The organism is Butyrivibrio sp. ob235, assembly GCF_900109475.1.
Classification (GTDB): domain Bacteria; phylum Bacillota; class Clostridia; order Lachnospirales; family Lachnospiraceae; genus Butyrivibrio.
Map to the genome: position 1 here is coordinate 56,550 of NZ_FOBE01000009.1, position 19,474 is coordinate 76,023.

At 43.1% G+C, this 19,474-nt stretch carries 11 protein-coding genes; 5 read left to right on the top strand and 6 right to left on the bottom strand.

Translation table 11 applies throughout. The annotated features are described in order from the left end of the window. Positions 1–51: 51 nt before the first annotated feature. Positions 52–612 carry a hypothetical protein gene (locus BMW61_RS08780; protein WP_091821071.1) on the bottom strand — a complete coding sequence of 187 codons (561 nt, stop codon included), beginning with the start codon at positions 610–612 and terminating at the stop codon, positions 52–54. A 683-nt stretch (positions 613–1,295) separates the two neighbouring features. Here BMW61_RS08780 and BMW61_RS08785 point away from each other — a divergent pair. Continuing rightward, on the top strand, positions 1,296–3,083 hold the full coding sequence (locus tag BMW61_RS08785; protein WP_091821073.1) for an alpha-glucosidase: 1,788 nt from the start codon (positions 1,296–1,298) through the stop codon (positions 3,081–3,083). A gap of 54 nt (positions 3,084–3,137) precedes the next feature. Further along, a complete protein-coding gene (locus BMW61_RS08790) occupies positions 3,138–4,775 on the top strand; it encodes a diguanylate cyclase domain-containing protein (RefSeq protein WP_091821075.1) in 1,638 nt (545 codons plus the stop codon). On the opposite strand, the gene BMW61_RS08795 is transcribed toward BMW61_RS08790, so the two are convergent. After that, entirely contained in the window at positions 4,749–5,933 is a 1,185-nt protein-coding gene (locus tag BMW61_RS08795) for a substrate-binding domain-containing protein (RefSeq protein ID WP_091821077.1), read from the bottom strand. The genes BMW61_RS08790 and BMW61_RS08795 overlap by 27 nt on opposite strands. Positions 5,934–6,154: 221 nt before the next feature. On the opposite strand from BMW61_RS08795, the gene cysS reads away from it, so the two are divergent. Continuing rightward, the gene (cysS, locus tag BMW61_RS08800) at positions 6,155–7,639 is read left to right on the top strand and encodes a cysteine--tRNA ligase (RefSeq protein ID WP_091821079.1); all 1,485 of its coding nucleotides are present in this window, start codon (positions 6,155–6,157) and stop codon (positions 7,637–7,639) included. A gap of 296 nt (positions 7,640–7,935) precedes the next feature. Continuing rightward, a complete protein-coding gene (locus BMW61_RS08805) occupies positions 7,936–9,435 on the top strand; it encodes a TolB-like translocation protein (protein ID WP_091821081.1) in 1,500 nt (499 codons plus the stop codon). Positions 9,436–9,448: 13 nt separating this feature from the next. Here BMW61_RS08805 and BMW61_RS08810 read toward each other — a convergent pair whose 3' ends face one another. Next, the gene (locus tag BMW61_RS08810; protein ID WP_091821083.1) at positions 9,449–12,853 is read right to left on the bottom strand and encodes a ligand-binding sensor domain-containing protein; all 3,405 of its coding nucleotides are present in this window, start codon (positions 12,851–12,853) and stop codon (positions 9,449–9,451) included. A 314-nt stretch (positions 12,854–13,167) separates the two neighbouring features. On the opposite strand from BMW61_RS08810, the gene BMW61_RS08815 reads away from it, so the two are divergent. After that, complete coding sequence (locus BMW61_RS08815; RefSeq protein ID WP_091821085.1) at positions 13,168–15,819, top strand: leucine-rich repeat protein; 2,652 nt, start codon at positions 13,168–13,170, stop codon at positions 15,817–15,819. A gap of 110 nt (positions 15,820–15,929) precedes the next feature. On the opposite strand, the gene BMW61_RS08820 is transcribed toward BMW61_RS08815, so the two are convergent. From BMW61_RS08820 to BMW61_RS08830, 3 genes are all read right to left on the bottom strand, one after another. Next, positions 15,930–17,927 (bottom strand): CotH kinase family protein, encoded by a 1,998-nt coding sequence (locus tag BMW61_RS08820; protein ID WP_091821087.1) that lies wholly within the window; start codon positions 17,925–17,927, stop codon positions 15,930–15,932. A gap of 13 nt (positions 17,928–17,940) precedes the next feature. Then, entirely contained in the window at positions 17,941–18,612 is a 672-nt protein-coding gene (locus BMW61_RS08825; protein ID WP_091821089.1) for a DUF4956 domain-containing protein, read from the bottom strand. A 63-nt stretch (positions 18,613–18,675) separates the two neighbouring features. After that, the gene (locus BMW61_RS08830; RefSeq protein WP_022761541.1) at positions 18,676–19,371 is read right to left on the bottom strand and encodes a polyphosphate polymerase domain-containing protein; all 696 of its coding nucleotides are present in this window, start codon (positions 19,369–19,371) and stop codon (positions 18,676–18,678) included. Positions 19,372–19,474: the final 103 nt, after the last annotated feature.

Below are 19,474 nucleotides of genomic sequence, written 5' to 3' on the forward strand. Positions count from 1 at the left end.
TAAGAAAAACCTCTGAAATGCAAATAGGTAGGCACTTCAGAGGTTTTGCTGTTACTTTATTTTGAGTGTTGTAGTGCAGGCGCTGCTCTTATTGCCTTGGTGGAACTGGAAATACATATAAAGCTGAGTTCCCTTTCTGAGCTTAATTGTGCCGACACGCTTCTTTTCGCTGTTGGAATATTTCTTGGTTGCTATCATCATAAAATGGTTCTTGGTACTCTTTTTTAGCTTCACTGTCGTTCCGGCAAGACTGGTGGCATTTCCCGGTACAAAGAATTCAACCGACCCGAAAATGAAGTCTTTCTTCTTGCCCTTAATAGGACCTGCAGTTATTGTATAGGTCTTGGTCTTTGGAGCAACGAACTTGAGAAAACCACAAAAGTTTCCGGCTTCATTTTTAGTGGTAATGATGCTGTACTTGCCAGTCTTAGTTATAGTAGACACGGTAGGCTCAATATCCTCTAACTGATCGGAAAATAGATTTTGAGTAAGAGTGATTTTCTTTGCAGCCTTAGCATTGATGGGAAGCAGCAGACATACGCTCATCGCAAAGACAAGAGCAATTGACAAAAATCGACTAAAGATGCGTCTTTTTACGGATTTATTCTTCATATAATCCCCCTTCCGATAAGAAACACATAAGAAACAAAATATAACGAAATGTTGTGACACGTATATTATAGCAAGTTAGAATCTTCGTGAAACCAGAGAATTATTATTTTTTCATAAACTTGTAAGGAGACAGATGTTGGTGAATCCAGGTAAAACTGATAAATACTCTATTTTATTGGAGATTTGTATTGGAGATTTTAGATTTGTTGGAGATTTTTCTTGTTGCAACAAATAACTCTATTATCATGTCATTTGTTGTATAGGTATCAGCTAAGATGCAACAAAATAATGAACTGACAGAAGATTTGTTGTATGGCTTTTGCTTGGAAACAACAAATTCAGTTTATATCACAAAATTGTTGTACATAGGACCCTCATATTACAACAAAAATGGCTCGATATGAAAATTTGTTGTTTTGCCTTTTTGGGGTTACAACAAAATCTTATTTTAGCGCTGTATTTATTGTATAGAAGTATTTGGATTACAACAAAAACTGATTTTGAAGCTGCATTTATTGTTCAGAAGTAATAATGGCGAATAATAGACAGCAATTCTCAATTTGATTCAGCTCCAATTGAATGGGCACTTCCAAGGGAATATACTATATTTATAGGATTATGGCACTAATAAATGAAAAGGTGTTACTGTGGAAAAACCTGTTAAAAATTCACCGAGGTACATTATGTCAGACACAAATACAAGAGAAAAAGACTGGTACAAGCGGATGGCGTTTTACCAGATATGGGTTAGGAGCTTTGCGGACGGAAACGGAGACGGAATAGGTGATCTCTATGGCGTCTACGATAAGCTCGAATATGTAAAGTCGCTCGGAGTAGACGGCATCTGGTTTTCGCCGCTGTATCCATCTCCGAATGCGGACTTTGGCTACGATATCTCGGATTATAAGGACATTCATCCCGATTACGGAACGCTGGAGCAGTTCAAGAAGGTGCTGGATAAAGCCCACAAACTGGGGCTTAAGATAATCATGGACCTTGTAGTAAACCACACCTCAGACGAGCATCCCTGGTTCAAAGAGAGCAGGAAGGGGAAGGACAACCCCTACAGCGACTATTACATCTGGCGGGATAAGCCCAACAACTGGGACAGCTTATTTGAGGGAAAAGCGTGGGAGTACGACGAAGAAAGAGGCCAGTACTATCTCCATATCTTTGCAAAGAAACAGCCCGACCTCAACATGGATAACCCCAAGGTAAGAGAAGAAGTTAAGTCCATCATGCGCTTCTGGCTTGATATGGGAGTTGACGGCTTCAGGGAGGATGTCATCAATTTCATTTCCAAGAAGGAAGGACTTCCGAACGGATTGCCGTTTCTGCCTGCCGTAAACGGAATGCCCTACTACAAGGACGGACCGCATATCCATGAATATCTCGGAGAATTCCGAAAGGTGTGCCAGGAGTATGACTGCTTCCAGATAGGCGAAGGACCTATGACTACGGTGAATTCTGCGCTTAAATACCTGACGGGAGAGAATAAGTCCCTTGACATGATGATCTCCTTTGATCACATGATGGCGGACTGTGTCTATACGGAGTACATTCACAGACCGTTTTCACTTGTAAAACTGAAGAAGGCCTTCACCAAGTGGCAGACAGCACTTGCGGGAAAAGCGTGGAACAGCCTGTATCTTGAAAATCATGATCATCCCAGAATTGTCAGCCGCTACGGAAGTGAACACTATCACAGGGAGAGCGGGACGATGCTTGCCGCATGCTATCTGTTTTTGCAGGGGACACCTTTCATCTACCAGGGGCAGGAGATTGGAATGACCAACATACGCCTTCACTCGATCGACCAGTATGTGGACATCTCCAGCAAGACCAACTATCACACCTACCACACCAAGGATGATGAGAAAAAGCGCATGCGAAGGATACACATCTCCAGCAGGGATTCCGCGAGAACTCCCGTACAGTGGGATGACTCAAAGAACGCAGGCTTTTCTAAGGCAAAACCGTGGTTTTATGTGAATCCGAATTACAAAAAGATCAACGTGAAAGCGCAGGAGAAGGACGAGTTCAGTATCCTCAATTTTTACAGAAAATGCCTGTCTCTCAGAAAGAGCTCCAAGGCGCTCCTCTACGGCGATTATAAGGAATATTATCCGAAGGATGGCAACATCTATATGTATGAGCGAAGCCTCGGGTCAGTGAGTTATCTGATAATCTGCTCTTTTTCAAGACTACCTGTGAAGGTCAGCATTCCTGAAAAATTCATAGGTAAAAAGGGACAGCTGATGCTCTGTAATTACCCGGACAGAAAGCAGTACATGGGCAGTGAGAGTGTGGGCGAGAAACTGAAGGAAGAATTCAGGAGCCTTAAGGAAACCGGTGGGGATTCCGAGGCTATAGGTGACATGATGCGAAAAGAGCTCAGCACCTATGCAGTTCACCATGGTATGTACAGGCCTTATGAGGTGAGAATTTACCGCTTCCGAAATAGATTATAAAAATTTAAGGATTGCTAAATTGTTGCCCCTATTTTATAGCGGTAAAATTAAAGCATGAAACGCATAAAATCATGCTTACTAATTACATATTGTATTCTCATGGCGCTCTTTTCCTTCGCACAAAAGGTCAATGCGAAGGATAGTTTAGAGCGCCAATTTCGTGTACTTTTCATTTCGTCCTATGGCTTTTCAAATGCTGCGGTTCCCGAGCAGCTAAAGGGCTTCGAAGCGGGAATTGATGGGATAAATGTGGATATCTGCTATGAGTTTATGGATGCAGACAAGTATTACGGCGGAATGGATATCCAGAACTTCGATAAATACTTGAAATATAAGATTTATTCGGTTAGATCCTATGATCTGATTGTGGCTTCGGATGATTCCGCTTTGCGATATGTCATTAATAACAGGAACGAGCTGTTTCCCGATACCCCGCTTGTTTTCATGGGTGTGAGCAACAAGACAGAAGCGATGACCGCTGCTGCGATGAAAAATGCGACGGGCATCACGGAGATCCCTGACTTTGAGGGTAACTATGCCCTTATGAAGAAGTTGTTCCCCGGTAGGGATCACCTTAATGTCGTTGTGGATGCGACAATAGCCGGGCAGGGTGATTATGTCGAGTACATGAAGTTCAAGGATGAAAATCCCGACATAAAAAGCACGGTGATCAATACCTCGTATTATACCGCCAATGGACTAAAAGAGCTTTTGGGGTCTCTCGGCGATGACGATATCATTCTTTTCCTTGATTTTGCAAGGGACGGAGACGGGAATTCCTACTCTCTTGCGAATGCGTCCGACTTTATGTCGACCTATGCGCCGGATGTGCCTATCATGAGGCTTGCTTCTTCTGACATAGAACACGGAGTTCTGGGAGGAATTTCCTACTCATTCTACGATGCCGGATGGATTGCGGGAGATGCTGCGAAGAGAATTATTCTCGGGGAAAATGCGGACGATATGCCGCTTATGACTTCCACGGTCACTACTCCTTACTTTGAACAGGGAAGCATGGATCATTTCGGTATTAAGTATTCAATGCTGCCCGATGGTTCGCAGGTTTTGAATGAACACAAAAATCTTGCGAAGTTTTACCGCGAAAATACTATGCTCAGTAACCTTGTTATAGTTATTGTTCTGTTGATGATTGCTATTATTTTCATCCTGAATATAACCAATGCCAAGAGAAAAAGGCTGATGCGTACGGACTTCCTTACCCAGATGCCAAACAGAATGAAGCTTATAGAAGATATGAACCAGACGATTGGGCTGCAGATGCCCTATGGTCTGATTATGCTTGACGTCGATCATTTTAAGGATATAAATGACACCTACGGACATAAGGTCGGAGATGAGATTATTGCCGGAGTGGGTGAGAGACTGAAAAAACTCTCGAAAAATCAGCTGCATTTTGCAAGGCTTGGAGGAGATGAATTTTCCGGACTTTTCACATCACCTTCCAATGAAAAAGCCAAGAAGATATGCGAGAGCATAATAAAGAGTACAAAGGCTCCGTTCAAGACTTCTGCGGGAGAATTGAAGCTCACCGTCAGTATCGGATGCGCAATGTACCCTCTTGATGTGGAAGATCCAAACAAGGTCATGGAGAGCGCCGACAGCGCACTGTACGTGACCAAGGAAAATGGGCGAAATGGTTATACTTTATTTGACAGCATAGATAAGACCTGATGCATTGCGGGCGTAGTAGCCGGTGTCGAACAGCTCTTTTTCTATATTATCAATTGTTATGGTGTACGGCTGAAGGAGATAGGAATTGACTACCTTTATGCCGTTGTTATAATCCTTCGTATTATAGGCACATTCAAAACTCCACGAGGAATTATCTATAAGGTCGTAGTTCGGAGTTTCTCCGGATAAAAGAGCTGTTCCAAGCGATACGGTCACGATGGATTCCTGTTGAAGCGCTTTGTATACGGTCATACTCTGGGTTCCCTCGAAAATATTGTAAATATTCGCGATGTCGCCATCTTGTCCTGTCACAAGGACTGTGTTTGTGCCGGTGTAGTCGGATTCGAGAGCGCGAACTGCGCCGAGGGCGGTGGAGTCGTTGGCACAAAGAACCGCGTCAAGTCTTGTTCCGGGAGGGTAGTAGGAATTGAGAATAATCTGAAGCCGCTGTTGCGCAATATCCGTGGACCACTGCGCGGTGGAGGTCTCATAAAAACCGGTCTGGGTGGACAGCACCTTAAGTTTCCCCGAATCAATATAGGGCTGCAGGTTATCCATTGCTCCCTGATAGAAAAAGCGGGCATTGTTATCAACGGGATCACCCGTTACAAATTCTATGTTTTTCTCGGTGCCTTCCTCTTCAAGACCAAGTTTGTCTATAAGGAAATCTGCCTGAAGTACCCCGACTTTATAATTGTCAAAGGATACATAATAATCAACGGAATCAGTGTTCATGAGGAGTCTGTCATAGGCGATTACTTTGACGTTCGCCTGTTTGGCTTCGTCCAGAATGGAAGTCAGCGCTGCGCCGTCAACTGCCGCGATGACAAGAAGATCTGCGCCGTCCTCAATCATCTCCCTGAGGTCATTTATCTGGGTATCAATGAGATTGTTTGCATATTTGAGCTCCACATCGCAGCCGGCTTTCTTAAATTCATCTTTCAGGAAAAGTCCGTCGCGATTCCATCTCTCCAGGAGATTATCGGGCATGGAAATACCAACCACCGTGCGCCCGTCATCCGAGTGGGTGTCAATGATTTCAGGCTCTGCCTCTGCCAGAGCAGTGTCCCCTGAAACGGCCTTGGTCGGGACACATCCGGCAAGAGACAACGCTGCCAATGAAGTTATAAGAAAAGCTGATAGCAATCTCTTAATCATAGTAATTTACTCTCTGCAAGCAGATTGATGATTACTACATAATTATATCATTTGGTGGGTATGATAAAGATTTTGCAGATGGAAAAATGATATTAAAATTTTATAAAGGAGTCATTTTCATAATTGTTTAATTAGCGTCTTAATTGTGTTAAAATCGATAGTAGTTTTTTCCAAGATATATGGGAAGAGTAGTGAAAAGAGCAATTTGAGGAGTAAGAAAAATGCCACACACTTTTAGTTTTTACAACACGCTTTCAAGAAAAATCGATGATTTTGTGCCGAGGGAAGAGGGCAAGGTTTCAATGTATACCTGCGGCCCCACCGTTTATCATTTTGCACATATCGGAAATATCCGTACATATATAATGCAGGATGCGCTCATCAAGGCGCTTGAATATTGCGGCTACGATGTGAAAAGAGTTATGAATATCACTGACGTCGGCCACCTTTCATCAGATGCCGATACAGGTGAGGATAAGATGCTTGCAGGTGCAAAGCGCGAGCACAAGACAGTTATGGAGATCGCTGATTTTTATACCAAGGCTTTCTTCAAGGACTTTGATGCTGTGGGCAATAAGAGACCTGACGTGATCGAGCCCGCTACAAACTGCATTCCTGAGTTCATACACATGGTTGAGACTCTTCTCGAGAAGGGCTATGCCTATGTTGCAGGTGGTAATGTATATTTTGATACCAGTAAGCTTGAGGACTACTACGTGTTCTCATCTGCTATAGAAAAAGAGGAGCTTCAGGTTGGTGTCCGCGACGATGTTGAAGAGGATACCGCTAAGAAAAATAAGACAGATTTCGTGCTTTGGTTCACAAAGTCTAAGTTTGAGGATCAGGCACTTAAGTGGGACAGCCCGTGGGGCGTTGGTTATCCCGGTTGGCACATCGAGTGCTCATGCATTTCCATGAAGCATCTTGGTGAGTACATCGACATCCACTGCGGCGGTGTTGATAACATTTTCCCTCACCACACCAATGAGATTGCGCAGTCTGAGAGCTATCTCGGACATGAGTGGTGCAAATACTGGTTCCACTCCAATCACCTTAATGACAGAGCGGGAAAAATGAGTAAGTCAAAGGGTGCGGTTCTCACCGTTTCCGTACTTCAGGAGAAGGGCTACGATCCGCTTGTTTACAGATTCTTCTGCCTGCAGTCACACTACAGAAAGCCTCTTGAGTTTTCATTTGATGTTCTTGATAACACAGTGACAGCTTATAACAACCTGGTTAAAAAGGTTGAGGCGCTGATAGCTTCAGATGATGCTCTTAAGGCAGCAGATAAGAATTTGGAGAGCTTCCTTAATACTGTAAGAAACAGTGCTGATGTTGATAAGGCTGTGCTTAAGGAATTTGAGGACAAGTTCGCTGATGCGATTTCAAACGACCTCAACACTTCCATGGCAGTAACACTTCTCTATGATGTGTTTAAGGCTGATACCAATGCTGCAACCAAGCTCGCTATCATCGACAGCTTCGATATGGTTCTCTCACTTGATCTTATCGGACATGCACTTGCAGATGATTCTGCAGACATCGATCCCGAGCTTGAAGCTTACATCAAGGATGCGATCGAGCGCAGAGCAGCAGCCAAGAAGGCTAAGGACTTCGCAACAGCTGATGCTATCCGCGATGAACTCCTCGCCAAGGGCGTTGAGATTAAGGACACACGCGAAGGCGTGAAGTGGACACTTGTCTAAATAAAGCTAAAGCCTTCCCCCTGGGGGGCGCTCGACGTCCGGTGGACGTCGGTCCAGCGCGGACCGAAGCGGAGCGTAGACAGGTGGCGCGTAGCGCCGGATGAGGGGATAAACAAACTAAAGGAATTATGAAGAAGGTCTTGAGAGCAGCGCTCCCAAGGCCTTTTTCTGAAGGGGGTGTTGGGGAATTAGGTGGGAAGATGTGTCAGTTCATCTGATAAAATATGCTTATGAGAAGAATAACTGCTAAAATAAAATCATGTAATCTGAAAAAATAGTCGAGGGGGAATAAGCTTATGAAGAAAATCACCAGAATAGTAGCAGCGGTAATGGCCGGATGTCTTATGCTGTCGTCACCTTCCGGGGTATATGCGGCAAAAAATGCAAAAGAGTTCAACACAAACATAAACCATAAGGTGTATGCGATCGGTAGCTACATCAACTGGGAAGGGGTATCCAACGTATCAGAATTTACGGATGAAAACGGGGATTACTGCTTCGCATATTGCAAAGGGAAGACCGTAACTGTAGTAAGGAATAAAAACGGAAAAGTAAAATCGAAGAAAAAAATTAAGATGCAGTATCCGATTTTCGGTGCTGTTTCCTGCGATCAGGAAGGGAATCTCTACGTTGTCAGCGGTAGGAAGAATAACTCATCCGATCAGACAAAGAATACGGTTTTCATCACAAAGTATTCTAAAAACGGGCAGTTCCTTGCAGCTGTCGGTGATAATGGCAGCGGCTGTTTTCAGAAATACTCTGAAAGGTATGGCTATAGTAGTTCTACCAGAGATACAGATTCCAATACGAAGATCCCGTTTGAAGCAGGGAACTGTGATGTGGCGATAAACGGAAATTATCTTGCGGTCAATTACGGAAGAGGAATGTATAACGGACATCAGAGTAACACCGCGCTGATAATCAACAGAAATACCATGCAGCTGGTGCAGCTTGACAGGTACTATAATTCCCATTCTTTTGCGCAAAGGGCGATTCCGTATCAGGATGGCTTTATCCTTGCAAGCGAGGGAGATGCCTACAACAGATCATTTTCGGTTGGATTCACAACACCCTCTGAGACAGTGCTTCCTCCTGATGAAAAAGCGGCAGAAGAAAGTGCCTGGTCAAATTATGATGCATATGCTCCCGCTTATAAGGACGCAGATAAAGCAGCCCGTGAATATACTACATCGGGATATTCCAGTGTGAGAAATTACGATATATTCCATTTCTGGATAAAAAAGAATTCCGCCTATAACATGTATGTTGTCAACAACAATTATGCCCATATGGGAGGCGTTGCCGTAGCTGATAACAATCATGTCGCACTCGTCGGAACTTCGGTGAAAAACCTGGATAAGAAGGCGGCAAAGCAGAAAGAATGTCTTTTCATACAGATATTTGATCCTACCCAGAGCCTTAAGTCAGAAAGTGCTTTTACGATGAAGACCACAAGGTCCGGAAAATCAGGTATAGCCGGGACACAGGACGTAACTGATTATGGCATTAAGTGGCTTACGAACGGATCATTTACCGTAAGTAACCCGCAGGTAACAGCTGATGCCAAGGGACGCTTTGTGATCCTGTTTGAAAAATATGTTGGCGGAAGTTACAAAGGCGTATATTACATGGTCATAAATAATGATGGAAAAGTGGCAAAGAAGGCTAAGCTCTTTTCGGCAGCTGCCTACCTCAACCCCTGCGAGACGCCCAAGACTTGCGGCAATTATATCTACTGGACATCCAACAGAGGAGGTACTTCAAATCTGCATACATACAGACTTAAAGTAAAATAGTAGGCGATGTTTTTTACATCGCCTCTAATTCGTAACTGACGGAGAAGCCTTCGTGGCCCGGTGCGTCGTCCCAGGTCTTGACTACACGATCAATCGGAACGAGCTGGTCTTCACCCTCGATGTTTGTTAAAAGGGCGACTGCCTGGTTTTTACCTGTGGGAGCAACTACGTCGTTAGAACGAAGTGTCCCTGACAGAATACTGAAAAACTGATCCATTATCTCATCGGACAATTCTTTTCCTTCTTCAGCATTTAACGTGAACTGCACAATCGTTACCTTAGCGTCCGTACGGCGGGACAGGCGGTCGAAGGTGCGATAGATTGCCTGGAGCTTGTTGAAATCAACCTTGAAAGCACCCTTGCCTTCGTTTCTTTCGCCCAGAATTTTCCTGGTTCCGGCGATGCCCTTGGCGATGCTGTCTTCCTCGGTGGTGAGCTTGGGATTGGACTTGCGATACATAGCATAGCCATGTTTGCCGTTTTGTTTTACATTGTATAGAGCCTTGTCTGCAAGCCCGAAGAGCTCCTCGAAATCGGTACCTTCATCGGGAGCACAAACCGCACCGATAGAAGCTCCGAGAGGAATAGTCATATCTTCGCCCATGAATTCCTTGGCCGATTTTACTATCTCTTCGTTGATGTGCTCAGCTTTAGAAGCTACTACACTCTCGTCGTTGGTTCCCATGATATAAGCAATGAATTCATCACCGCCCATTCTGCCTGCAATATCGGTTTCTCGGATGCAGGAGCGAATGATGTCTGCAAACCTGATCAGAATCTTATCACCCATATCATGACCGTAAAGATCATTTACCAGCTTAAAGCTGTCAAGGTCGATCATCATGAGAATTCCCTGCTTGGTTTTACACAGTTCGGTGAGCTCTCGCTTGGAAGCTGCTTTGTTGAGGAGTCCGGTCATGGGATCGGTTGTGGCTTCAAGCTTCCAGGTTCTGGCATTTTTGATAGCCTGTATAATTCTGCGGATAACCCATCCGATAAACGCAACAAGCAGAACTCCCAGAATGAAAAGGATTACCTTAAAATAAGTTCTTTCGTAGAGCTGGGAATCTTTTACTACATCATATACTTCATCTCTTATGATGCTTCTGTCACCTGAATCCAGAACCTGCACGTGGAGCTTATAATTTCCGTAAGGCAGGTTGGTGTAAACAAGACTGCTCATCTCATTCTGCAGACAGGTAATACCTTCATCCTTGGCACCCTCCAAGAAGATCTTCAGAAGAGGGTTGGAAAGTGTGAAGTTGAGGACAGCCACATCAAATTCAATACGTCCCTGGATAGCCGGGATTCTGTAGGTTCCGTTTTCTTCATGTATAATTTCATCGTCCGCGAGAACTCTTGATACGCGGATTTCGTAATCATTATCAAAGGAATTGTAGTCAGTCAGGGATATTTTTCTTACGCCATCGGTACAGCAAAGGTAGAGGTCATCACCTTTGACCGCATTTTTGGCATTGGCTGTAAGCGTTGTGTAGAAACCGCGACTTCTGTTGAGCAGTGTATAACTGTAGTTTTCGTTTTTCAGAAGCGCATCCTCATCTACTACGAAAATACCGGCACTGGAGGTTACCCATGCCTCACCGGATTTTGAGATATATACGTCATAGTTGTTGCTGTAAGGAAAAGCGTTCAGCTTGGTGACAGCACTTCCTGTATAGTAGTAGAGCGAATTACTTGTTACGAGGATGTATCCGCCCTTGCAGGGAACGACCTTCAGGACGACAAGGGAACCAAGGCCGTCATCTTCGTCTATGGTATCAATAATCTTTCCATCTTCTATAATATATACGCCATTTCCGTCAGAGCCCGCGATGATTTTTCCATCATCAGCCTGAACCATGGAGAGAATCTGAGTTCCGAGTCCATCGTCTTCGGAGATGGTTTTCACAACTTTTCCATTATCAATGTAGTTAAGGCCTGTACTGCTGGCTGCAAGAATCTGTCCGTTTGCAAGTTCAAGGGTGGAGCGGAAGCGGCTGCCGACAGTGTTTTCGGTGTTCTCGTTATATGCTTTGAAGCTTCCGTCTTTTCCAAGCACCATGAGACCATCCTGACCATAGGTGCTGGCCCAGATATTGCCCGCACTATCAAGCATCAGGTGACGAACCCTGACTCCTTCAAATTTCCTCTCGTTCATGTAGGAAATCTGCTCATCGGTGTCAAGGTCAATTGCGATAAGGCCATTATCCATGCCGACATAGAGGAAGTTATTCTTGATAAGAAGGCTGTTAACAACGCTTTCATCAACCTTCGCCCGTGCGAAGATATTCACAAAGGGATTAAGGGAATAGCGCTCTACGCCCTGCTTGTTGGAGGCGAACCACATATTGTCCTGATAATCTATGAAAACATCACTGACTGAGCTGCTGAAACCATCAGCAGACATATCGGTAATCTTATCGTTGTTGCCGATAAATCCGAGACCATTTTCGCAGCAGAAGAAATACCCGTCATTTTCCGGGGAATAAAGAAGCTTGTTAAAGTAAGAAATTCCGTTTGTGTGGATTTGCTTCAAGGTTTTGAGGGAACCATTTTCACTGAGAAGGAACTTCAGGGCGTAGTCTGAGCTTGTTCCCACGAGAACTATGCCCTTATCGTTCATAGCTGCAGCAGCATAGTAAACGTTATTTTCATTCTCCATGGATCTCATAGCGAGAAGCTTTCCGTTTTTGATGAAAAACAGCTCGCCGCCGTTGGTGACACCGACGATGATATCGCCTGAAACACTAAGAGTGCGCACGCTGTATATCTGGTCGCCAAGGAACTCTTTTATTTTTCCGTCAGGTGAAATAATGCAGAGCTGACTGGTGGTGCCGACATAGATGTTTCCCGACTTGTCTTCGCAGATGGCACGGATTGCATTGGAAGGAAGACCTTCAGCAGCTGTATAGAAGCTGATATTGCCGCTTTCCGGCTCATAACAGGCAATTCCGCTATCGTTCGTACCAATCCAGAGATGATTCTTACTGTCGACAAACATCTGCATTACATTGTTGATGCGCTCATCAAGCTGGATTTTCTCAAATCTGTAGCCGTCATATCTGTACATACCGGAATAGGTACCGGCCCAGATATAGCCGTCACTTGTCTGGGCAACAGCGTTGATCTCAGCGGATTCAAGTCCATCCTCTGTATCGTAGCCGATTGCTGCGTAGTCTGAGGAGAAGTTTGGCAAAGATGTCTTTGACGCTTCTGAATTGCTGTCGGAGGAAGACTGGGTGTCTCCTTTTGCGGATGCAACCAGCATATTTGTGCCTTTAGCTGCTTCTAATAAGTTTGTGCCTTTAGCAGCAATGGTTAATGAATATGAAGACACTGTTAGTAAGGCTCCGGCCATGCATATCGCCAGTACCACTCTTGTAGAAATGCGCGATTTTTGCTTATTAACACTCTTCATTCATATCCCTCATAAGAAAGCCAATTATTCTATACGGAATAGCAATTAGGCATAATTTGGTAGATTATAAATTCCTACATACACAATTAGTTTATCGTATTGCCAGTGAGGGAGGGTTAAACGGGGATAAAAAGAGTATTAAATTTGCATAACTCATTTCTGGGAATTGGGAATTATTAAAATTTGATAAACTCTGCAGGATAGGAATAGAAATAAAATTATGCCGTGGTATAATAATAAAGCCGCGCCTATAAAACAATATAATCATAAAATGTGATTTATGCTTTTGCTTATTTTGGTTTTTGAGGTAGCTCATGAATAATCTTTTATTTAAATCCACTCAGATATCTATTGTATTTTTTATATGTTTTTTGATTTTTACTCCGATTAATGCCAAAGCCACCAATGGTGAAGCAAATGAGAATAACTGGTACGAGGATTTTACTTATAATCTGGATGAAAACGCAGGAACTATTAAATTGTCAAGATATAACGGTAATAATGAAAATCTTGTCATCCCTGTGAGAGCAGTTATTGATGGTAAGACATACTCAACAATAATAGTAAATCTTTCTTCCCAAAATAGAAATGTTATAAAAAAACTTAGCTTTGAAAACGGGGTTAAGCTTGTTAATGGTATTAAATTCGGAAATATTGATACGCTCGAAGAGATTGATTTTACGGGTGTTGATACCTCTGAAATGACGGATATGAGTTATATGTTTGAATCCTGCTACAACATTAAAAATCTTGATCTCAGCATGTTTGATACACGAAATGTAACCACAATGGAGTACATGTTTAGTGATTGCATGGCACTTGAATCTGTTGATTTGACTAGTTTTGATACATCAAAGGTTACGCTTATTAGACGCATGTTCTCGAGATGTTATCATCTTGAAAGTCTTGATCTTAGTAACTTGAATTTTCAAAGTATAAAAAGGAACGACTCTAATAATAATACTATGTTTGATGAAATGCAGTGGCTGGCAACATTGAAGACACCCATAAATGTTCCGGCTGATAGCAGAATTTCTCTGCCTACCGGCACAAATTATTGTTATTCATATGTTGATGAAAGTGGGGAAAAAATAACATATTTACCTTATGGTGATGCCAGCAGTGTATCCAAAGTGATTACGCTAAAAAATGAAAGTGTTCTACCCGGATATATATACCATGTTGACAGCACAAACAAGAAAATTGATCTTTTCGGTTATAATGGCAATGCACAAACTATCACAATACCACGATATGTGACAATTGATGGAGAAAGCTACTCAGTCAATATTAGCAGCTGCCAGATTCTAAATGCGAAGGAAGTACACTTTGAACCCGGAGTTACTATTTCAGGAAGCTTTTTCGGATCAGAATTTGAGAAAATTGATTTAACCGGAATTATAGGTTTCACAATTGCAAATGGAGATGCTTTATTTTCTAATTGCAGAAATCTGAAGCAGGTAATTTGGGGTAATACTTTTGATATTACCGGAAATAATAGAATCAGTGGGTGGCAGTGGCTATTTACCGATGCACGTAGCCTCAAGGAAATTGATTTGAGCAGATTTTCGCCAAGGACTGTTGAACATATATATCAAGCATTTAAGGGGTGCTATAGTCTGGAAAAGCTGAATTTGAGTTCCTGGGATATGAGCGCAATACAAACAGATGCTATAATGTGCGATTGGGGACTGGATACTTGTCAGAATTTAAAATACATATACTGCCCTAAGAACCTTCCTGCAAATGTTTCCATTCAGCTTCCAGGGATATTTTTTGATCAGAATAACAATATGTATTTTCAACTTCCAACAGGGCTTAGCGAGTCAATCCTTATTGTATCTGAAAAAATAGCAGATGAAGTAGATGGCTTTAACGATAATTCAAATGATACAACCTGGCAGAATGCTTTTAGATATACAAAAGAAGAATACCTGGAATTGGAATTACATGAGTATATCGGGAACAAAAATGCTAATATTTGCATTATGCCGGAGGCGATTATTGCTGGCAGAACGCGTACTACTTTTATTAAAGAGATAAAAATCAGGACGACAGGTACGGTTTCATTCGGTGAAGGATTTAGGCTAAGCGGATCCACTATTTTTAAGAATTCAAGCTTTTCAACAATTGATTTTACAGGAGTAAAAGCAGGAAGCATTAGAGGAAACTCAGACATGCTTAAGGGCTGTAAAGGTATTACAAAAATCATTGCGCCTGTTGGCCTTTCAGCAAATGCCGATGTTGTTCTTCCATATACTTTTGTTGATACTGATGACAATGAGTATGATTCTCTTCCAACCGGTCTTAGCACAACTAAGATTCTTCTTGTAAAGAATGCTGAGGATGCGGTAGTTCCCGAAGAACCTGAAGAAATCGAGCAGATCGGCGGGACATCCGGAACTGAAGGTGGGAATACAGAAGGCGGAAATACTGAAGGAGGACAGGGCGGTTCACAGTCAGGTAACCAGTCCGGTGATGAAGAGCAGAGCGGATCACAGCCCGATGGTCAGACTTCAGAAGAAGCTAGCGATGTGGATACTCCTAAAGTTGGTGAAACTACAAGCTACTCCAATGCTGTGTATGAAATAAGCGGCGAAGGTACTGTAACATATAAGCAGGCGCAGAATAAGAAGAAAAAGAAGGTTACAATTCCCGCCAAGATCAGTATTAGCGGAGAAAGCTATACTGTTACTTCAATCGATAAAAATGCTTTTAAGGGTAACAAAAAACTGACAAGCATCGTGATACCTTCAAGCGTAGTTAGAATTGAAGCTAAGGCATTTTATGGATGCAAAAACCTGAAGAAGATCGTAATCAATGCCAATTCTAATCTTACGATTGGCAAGAATGCTTTTAAGAACCTCCATCCGGACTGCGTTATTCAAGTAAAGGGAGTAGGGGGAAAGACTAAGGATAAAATTGTTAGGGCAATTAAAAAACAAACAAATGCCACTGTAAAGTAAAAATCTTCTTTCGTAAGGCGACTAAACAAGAAAATTTAGAGGCTAAACAGAAATTCAGAGGATAAAAAAGAGCCCCAACTGCATAAAATCTCAGTTGGAACTCTTTATATTTATCTTCTGGCCCTATATTTCAGAGCTATAAATATTGCAACAAGTAATGATACACCGCATGCTGCGAGATATATCAGATTAGTGGGTGAGATGGTTGCTGCTGACATTCCTGAGAAGTCAGGAGGACCACCATTAGAGTCTCCACCGGGGAATCCTGAAGAGTCATCCCTGCCTGAGAAACCACCGCTTGGAGGACCGAAGGATTGCTTGCTGTCACTGCTATCTGAGCTCTGATCAGCATTTTCAGTATTCTGGCTGGCATCTTCTGAGCTTAGGCTTGTAATGTCAGTACTCTGAGCATCAGAAACTTCAGTTGAGTTCTGTTCTTCTGACTCAGAAGAACTATCACTGCCCGGAAATCCGCTCGGAGGTCCACCGCCGGGGCCGCCTCCCATGCCTCCGCCCATGGAGCCCAGGTCGGAGAGTGTGATGGAGGATGCGTCTATCAATGCATCAGGGTTGGATTCCTGCTCGGAATCTGTGGAACCGATAGTTCCGTCAAGCTGTCCCTGGATGCTCTGGCTGCGAAGCTCTACAAAGCTTCTTAAAGTTTCAACACCTTTGTCAAATTCCTCTGTAGTGCAGAACTTGGTAGGATCCTTATCAACATAGTCGCGAATCATCTCATAGGTTGTATCAATAAGATCTGTCATGTAACCGCTGGTGTAGAACTGCTCAATGAAATCAGCAAAGTATTCATGATACATCTCAAGGTATTCATCACAGGAGGTTATCCATGTGAACATAGGTCTGTCATTACTTCCTTCGGTAATGGAAAGAGGTGTATCGATAGGATCATTCACTGCTGCACTTGAATCGGAAGCCTGGAAGGTTCCGTAGGCAAGGTTATAATCCCAGGGAATCATTGACAAAATTCCGTCTTCCTCGTAGAGGTAGTAGTTGTGGATCATTGAACCTGTGTAGCTGTCGCCGTTAACCACAAAGTTATGAACTACCATGTATCTTAAAACCTTGTCTATATCTACAGCTTCAGCGATTTCTTCAGCATCCTGATTCTCGATTCCTTCATTCAGAGACTTAAGTGAATTTATAAGTCTCTTCTTATCGGACTTCTTAATAGTAGTCTTGGCACTGTTGAAAATGGTGGAATAGCTGTCAGTATCATCGTCTATGTACTGGAGCTTTGCATCAGAGCTTCCCATTCCGGAGCCGCCAGAACCGCCAAATCCTCCGCGGCCACCTGAACCACCGTGACCAAAACTGTGATCTCCATCAGAGGATTCACCGGATTCAGCTGAACCTCCAGACTCATCGGAATCCTTATCCTCAAACGGATTCGAAATTCCCATCTTGTCAAAGTCCATGTTCTTCATATCGAAGTCGCCGCCGTTTCCGCGGCCGCCGCCCATGGTCATGGTGTCGGGCTTGTAAAGCTCGCCATAGCTTGTGCCGTTATTTCTCTCAAGGAAAGAATCTTCAACAGCCTCTACCGCAAGGTACAGACCCCAGTCTTCACCGTTTACCGTGATGTAGGTGTAGCTTACAAGAGGAGCATCAACGCCGAATTCTCCCATGAGTTTGTAGGCCAGATAATCCTTCATCATGGTGTAATCCTGGATCAGATTATTCAGGCAAAGCTTATCAAGACCGTAGTAGTTATTGCTTGATTCATAAGCATCAAATTCTATTTTAAAACTGTATCTTTCACTATTTAACTGGGAAACAGTTGAAAGAGAAGTATTTCCCTTACATCTGATGCCGACATTTTTCATGGTCTCTCCGTCAATCACAACGTCGGCCGCCGAGTACTCCTCAGATGCTGCATTAGCAATCAGACTTTCCCAGTCGTCTTCATCTATCTGAATATCTATTGTATGAACATAGCTGTCATCAAAGATTTTGTCGGTATATTCCATCGTAATCGAATCATCTGCGGCAATTCCGATGGAGGTACCGTTCATAAAAATTACTGTCACAAGAATCGCTAGGATAGTGATAAAGATACAGACTCTGTCTATATTCTTGTGTGTTGACATTGCTGGCTCCTTTTTATCCCATGTACTCACCGTTGTAGCTTACAAGTACTGCGCTGTTGATGCCTTCCAAATCTGCAAGTGCATTGATGAAATCTGTGTTATCTTCATTAAGTCTTACTTCGAGGTTCAGCTCAAGGCTACCCTTCTGTGCGCTCTTACTCTTAACAACCATACGATTTACAGTTCCCTTGATAAAATCGCAGGCTCTCTGCTCTGCCTCATGACCTGTGCAGTTAAGCACGATTATGTAGGGCATAAGATGTGATTTTCTGTTTGCGAATACGAGAAGGATGAGACCGATGATCACACTTCCGAAAACTGCGAGCGAGATAAAACCTGCTGCAAGGACGATACCTACTGCAATTGACCAGAACAGGAATGCGATGTCCAGGGGCTCTTTGATCGCTGCTCTGAAACGAACGATGGAAAGGGCACCGACCATACCAAGTGAAAGAACTACGTTACTGGTAACTGCCAGGATAACGAGTGTGGTGATCATCGTAAGTGCTACAAGTGTTACGCCAAAACTGGAGGAGTACATTACTCCCTGATAAGTCTTTTTGTAAATCAGAAAAATGAAAAGTCCTATTGCAAAAGCGAGCACCATGGCAAGTGCCATATCCAGGATGCTGATGCTGCTTACATTTTCCAGAAAGCTTGATTTAAAGATGTCATTGAAAGTCATTTTTTTATTCTCCTTTTTTATGTCTGTTTTCTTATTTTTGAAAAACTGTTTAATGATTGTTGTTTAATACTCACCATATCCATGTTCTATCATGGGTATTCTGCAGGCCTCATATTTTGAGAACGCTCCGCCTCTTGCGTGTGGAAGCTGGACTACGTCCCTTATTATTTCTGGTAAAAATTCGTCCCATTTTACTTCCATGATGCAGATGCCCTTTGCTGCGGGAATTGTGATGCAATCGGTATCAAGAAAATCGGTGTTCCTTAATCCTGTCCGGATATCGTAATCAAGTGTAACCCTGACATTTCCGGGACCGTAGATAAAGGGCTCTCTTGTGTAATCAACGATTGTTTTGGGTTGAAGTCTTTCGGAAACCATTTTTGAGTAAAGCTCTTTTATCAAGGCATCTTCCGACTTCTCCATCCATCCGATGTCGCCGTTTACAATAGATTTTGCCTGATCCTCTGTGAGGTTTGCGGAAATCTTTGTTCCAAGACCGCCTACCTTGCACTTTTTTTCAAGGTGGATCACTGACTTGTTGCCGTTGTAGTATCTTATTCGGAATTTCTGCCTTCTGCTGACGCCCGCCTGCTTTTCAAGCAGTGCTTTGTCATTCGGGGTGTCAAAATACAAGCTTCTTATAAGATACTTTCCGTCTATAGCATGTTCGTCCGCTCTGGCGACTGCCCGGAGTCTTTGACGAATCGTGATCATATCCGCGGTGGTGATTTCATGTTTTAATTCATGTCTGTACTTCACGGTGCCTCTCCCTTCTGTTTTAATCACTTTCGCAATTATATTCCGCTAACCTAAATCAAACCTAAAAGAAATTTAAGTTACAAATTTATTAGGATATATCTGA

Excerpts from the sequence above, each read along its gene's own strand:
- BMW61_RS08780 (WP_091821071.1), bottom strand. The coding sequence starts at position 612 with ATGAAGAATAAATCCGTAAAAAGACGCATCTTTAGTCGATTTTTGTCA.
- BMW61_RS08825 (WP_091821089.1), bottom strand. The coding sequence starts at position 18,612 with ATGACTTTCAATGACATCTTTAAATCAAGCTTTCTGGAAAATGTAAGC.
- BMW61_RS08795 (WP_091821077.1), bottom strand. The coding sequence starts at position 5,933 with ATGATTAAGAGATTGCTATCAGCTTTTCTTATAACTTCATTGGCAGCG.
- cysS (WP_091821079.1), top strand. The coding sequence starts at position 6,155 with ATGCCACACACTTTTAGTTTTTACAACACGCTTTCAAGAAAAATCGAT.
- BMW61_RS08790 (WP_091821075.1), top strand. The coding sequence starts at position 3,138 with ATGAAACGCATAAAATCATGCTTACTAATTACATATTGTATTCTCATG.
- BMW61_RS08785 (WP_091821073.1), top strand. The coding sequence starts at position 1,296 with ATGTCAGACACAAATACAAGAGAAAAAGACTGGTACAAGCGGATGGCG.
- BMW61_RS08815 (WP_091821085.1), top strand. The coding sequence starts at position 13,168 with ATGAATAATCTTTTATTTAAATCCACTCAGATATCTATTGTATTTTTT.
- BMW61_RS08805 (WP_091821081.1), top strand. The coding sequence starts at position 7,936 with ATGAAGAAAATCACCAGAATAGTAGCAGCGGTAATGGCCGGATGTCTT.
- BMW61_RS08810 (WP_091821083.1), bottom strand. The coding sequence starts at position 12,853 with ATGAAGAGTGTTAATAAGCAAAAATCGCGCATTTCTACAAGAGTGGTA.
- BMW61_RS08820 (WP_091821087.1), bottom strand. The coding sequence starts at position 17,927 with ATGTCAACACACAAGAATATAGACAGAGTCTGTATCTTTATCACTATC.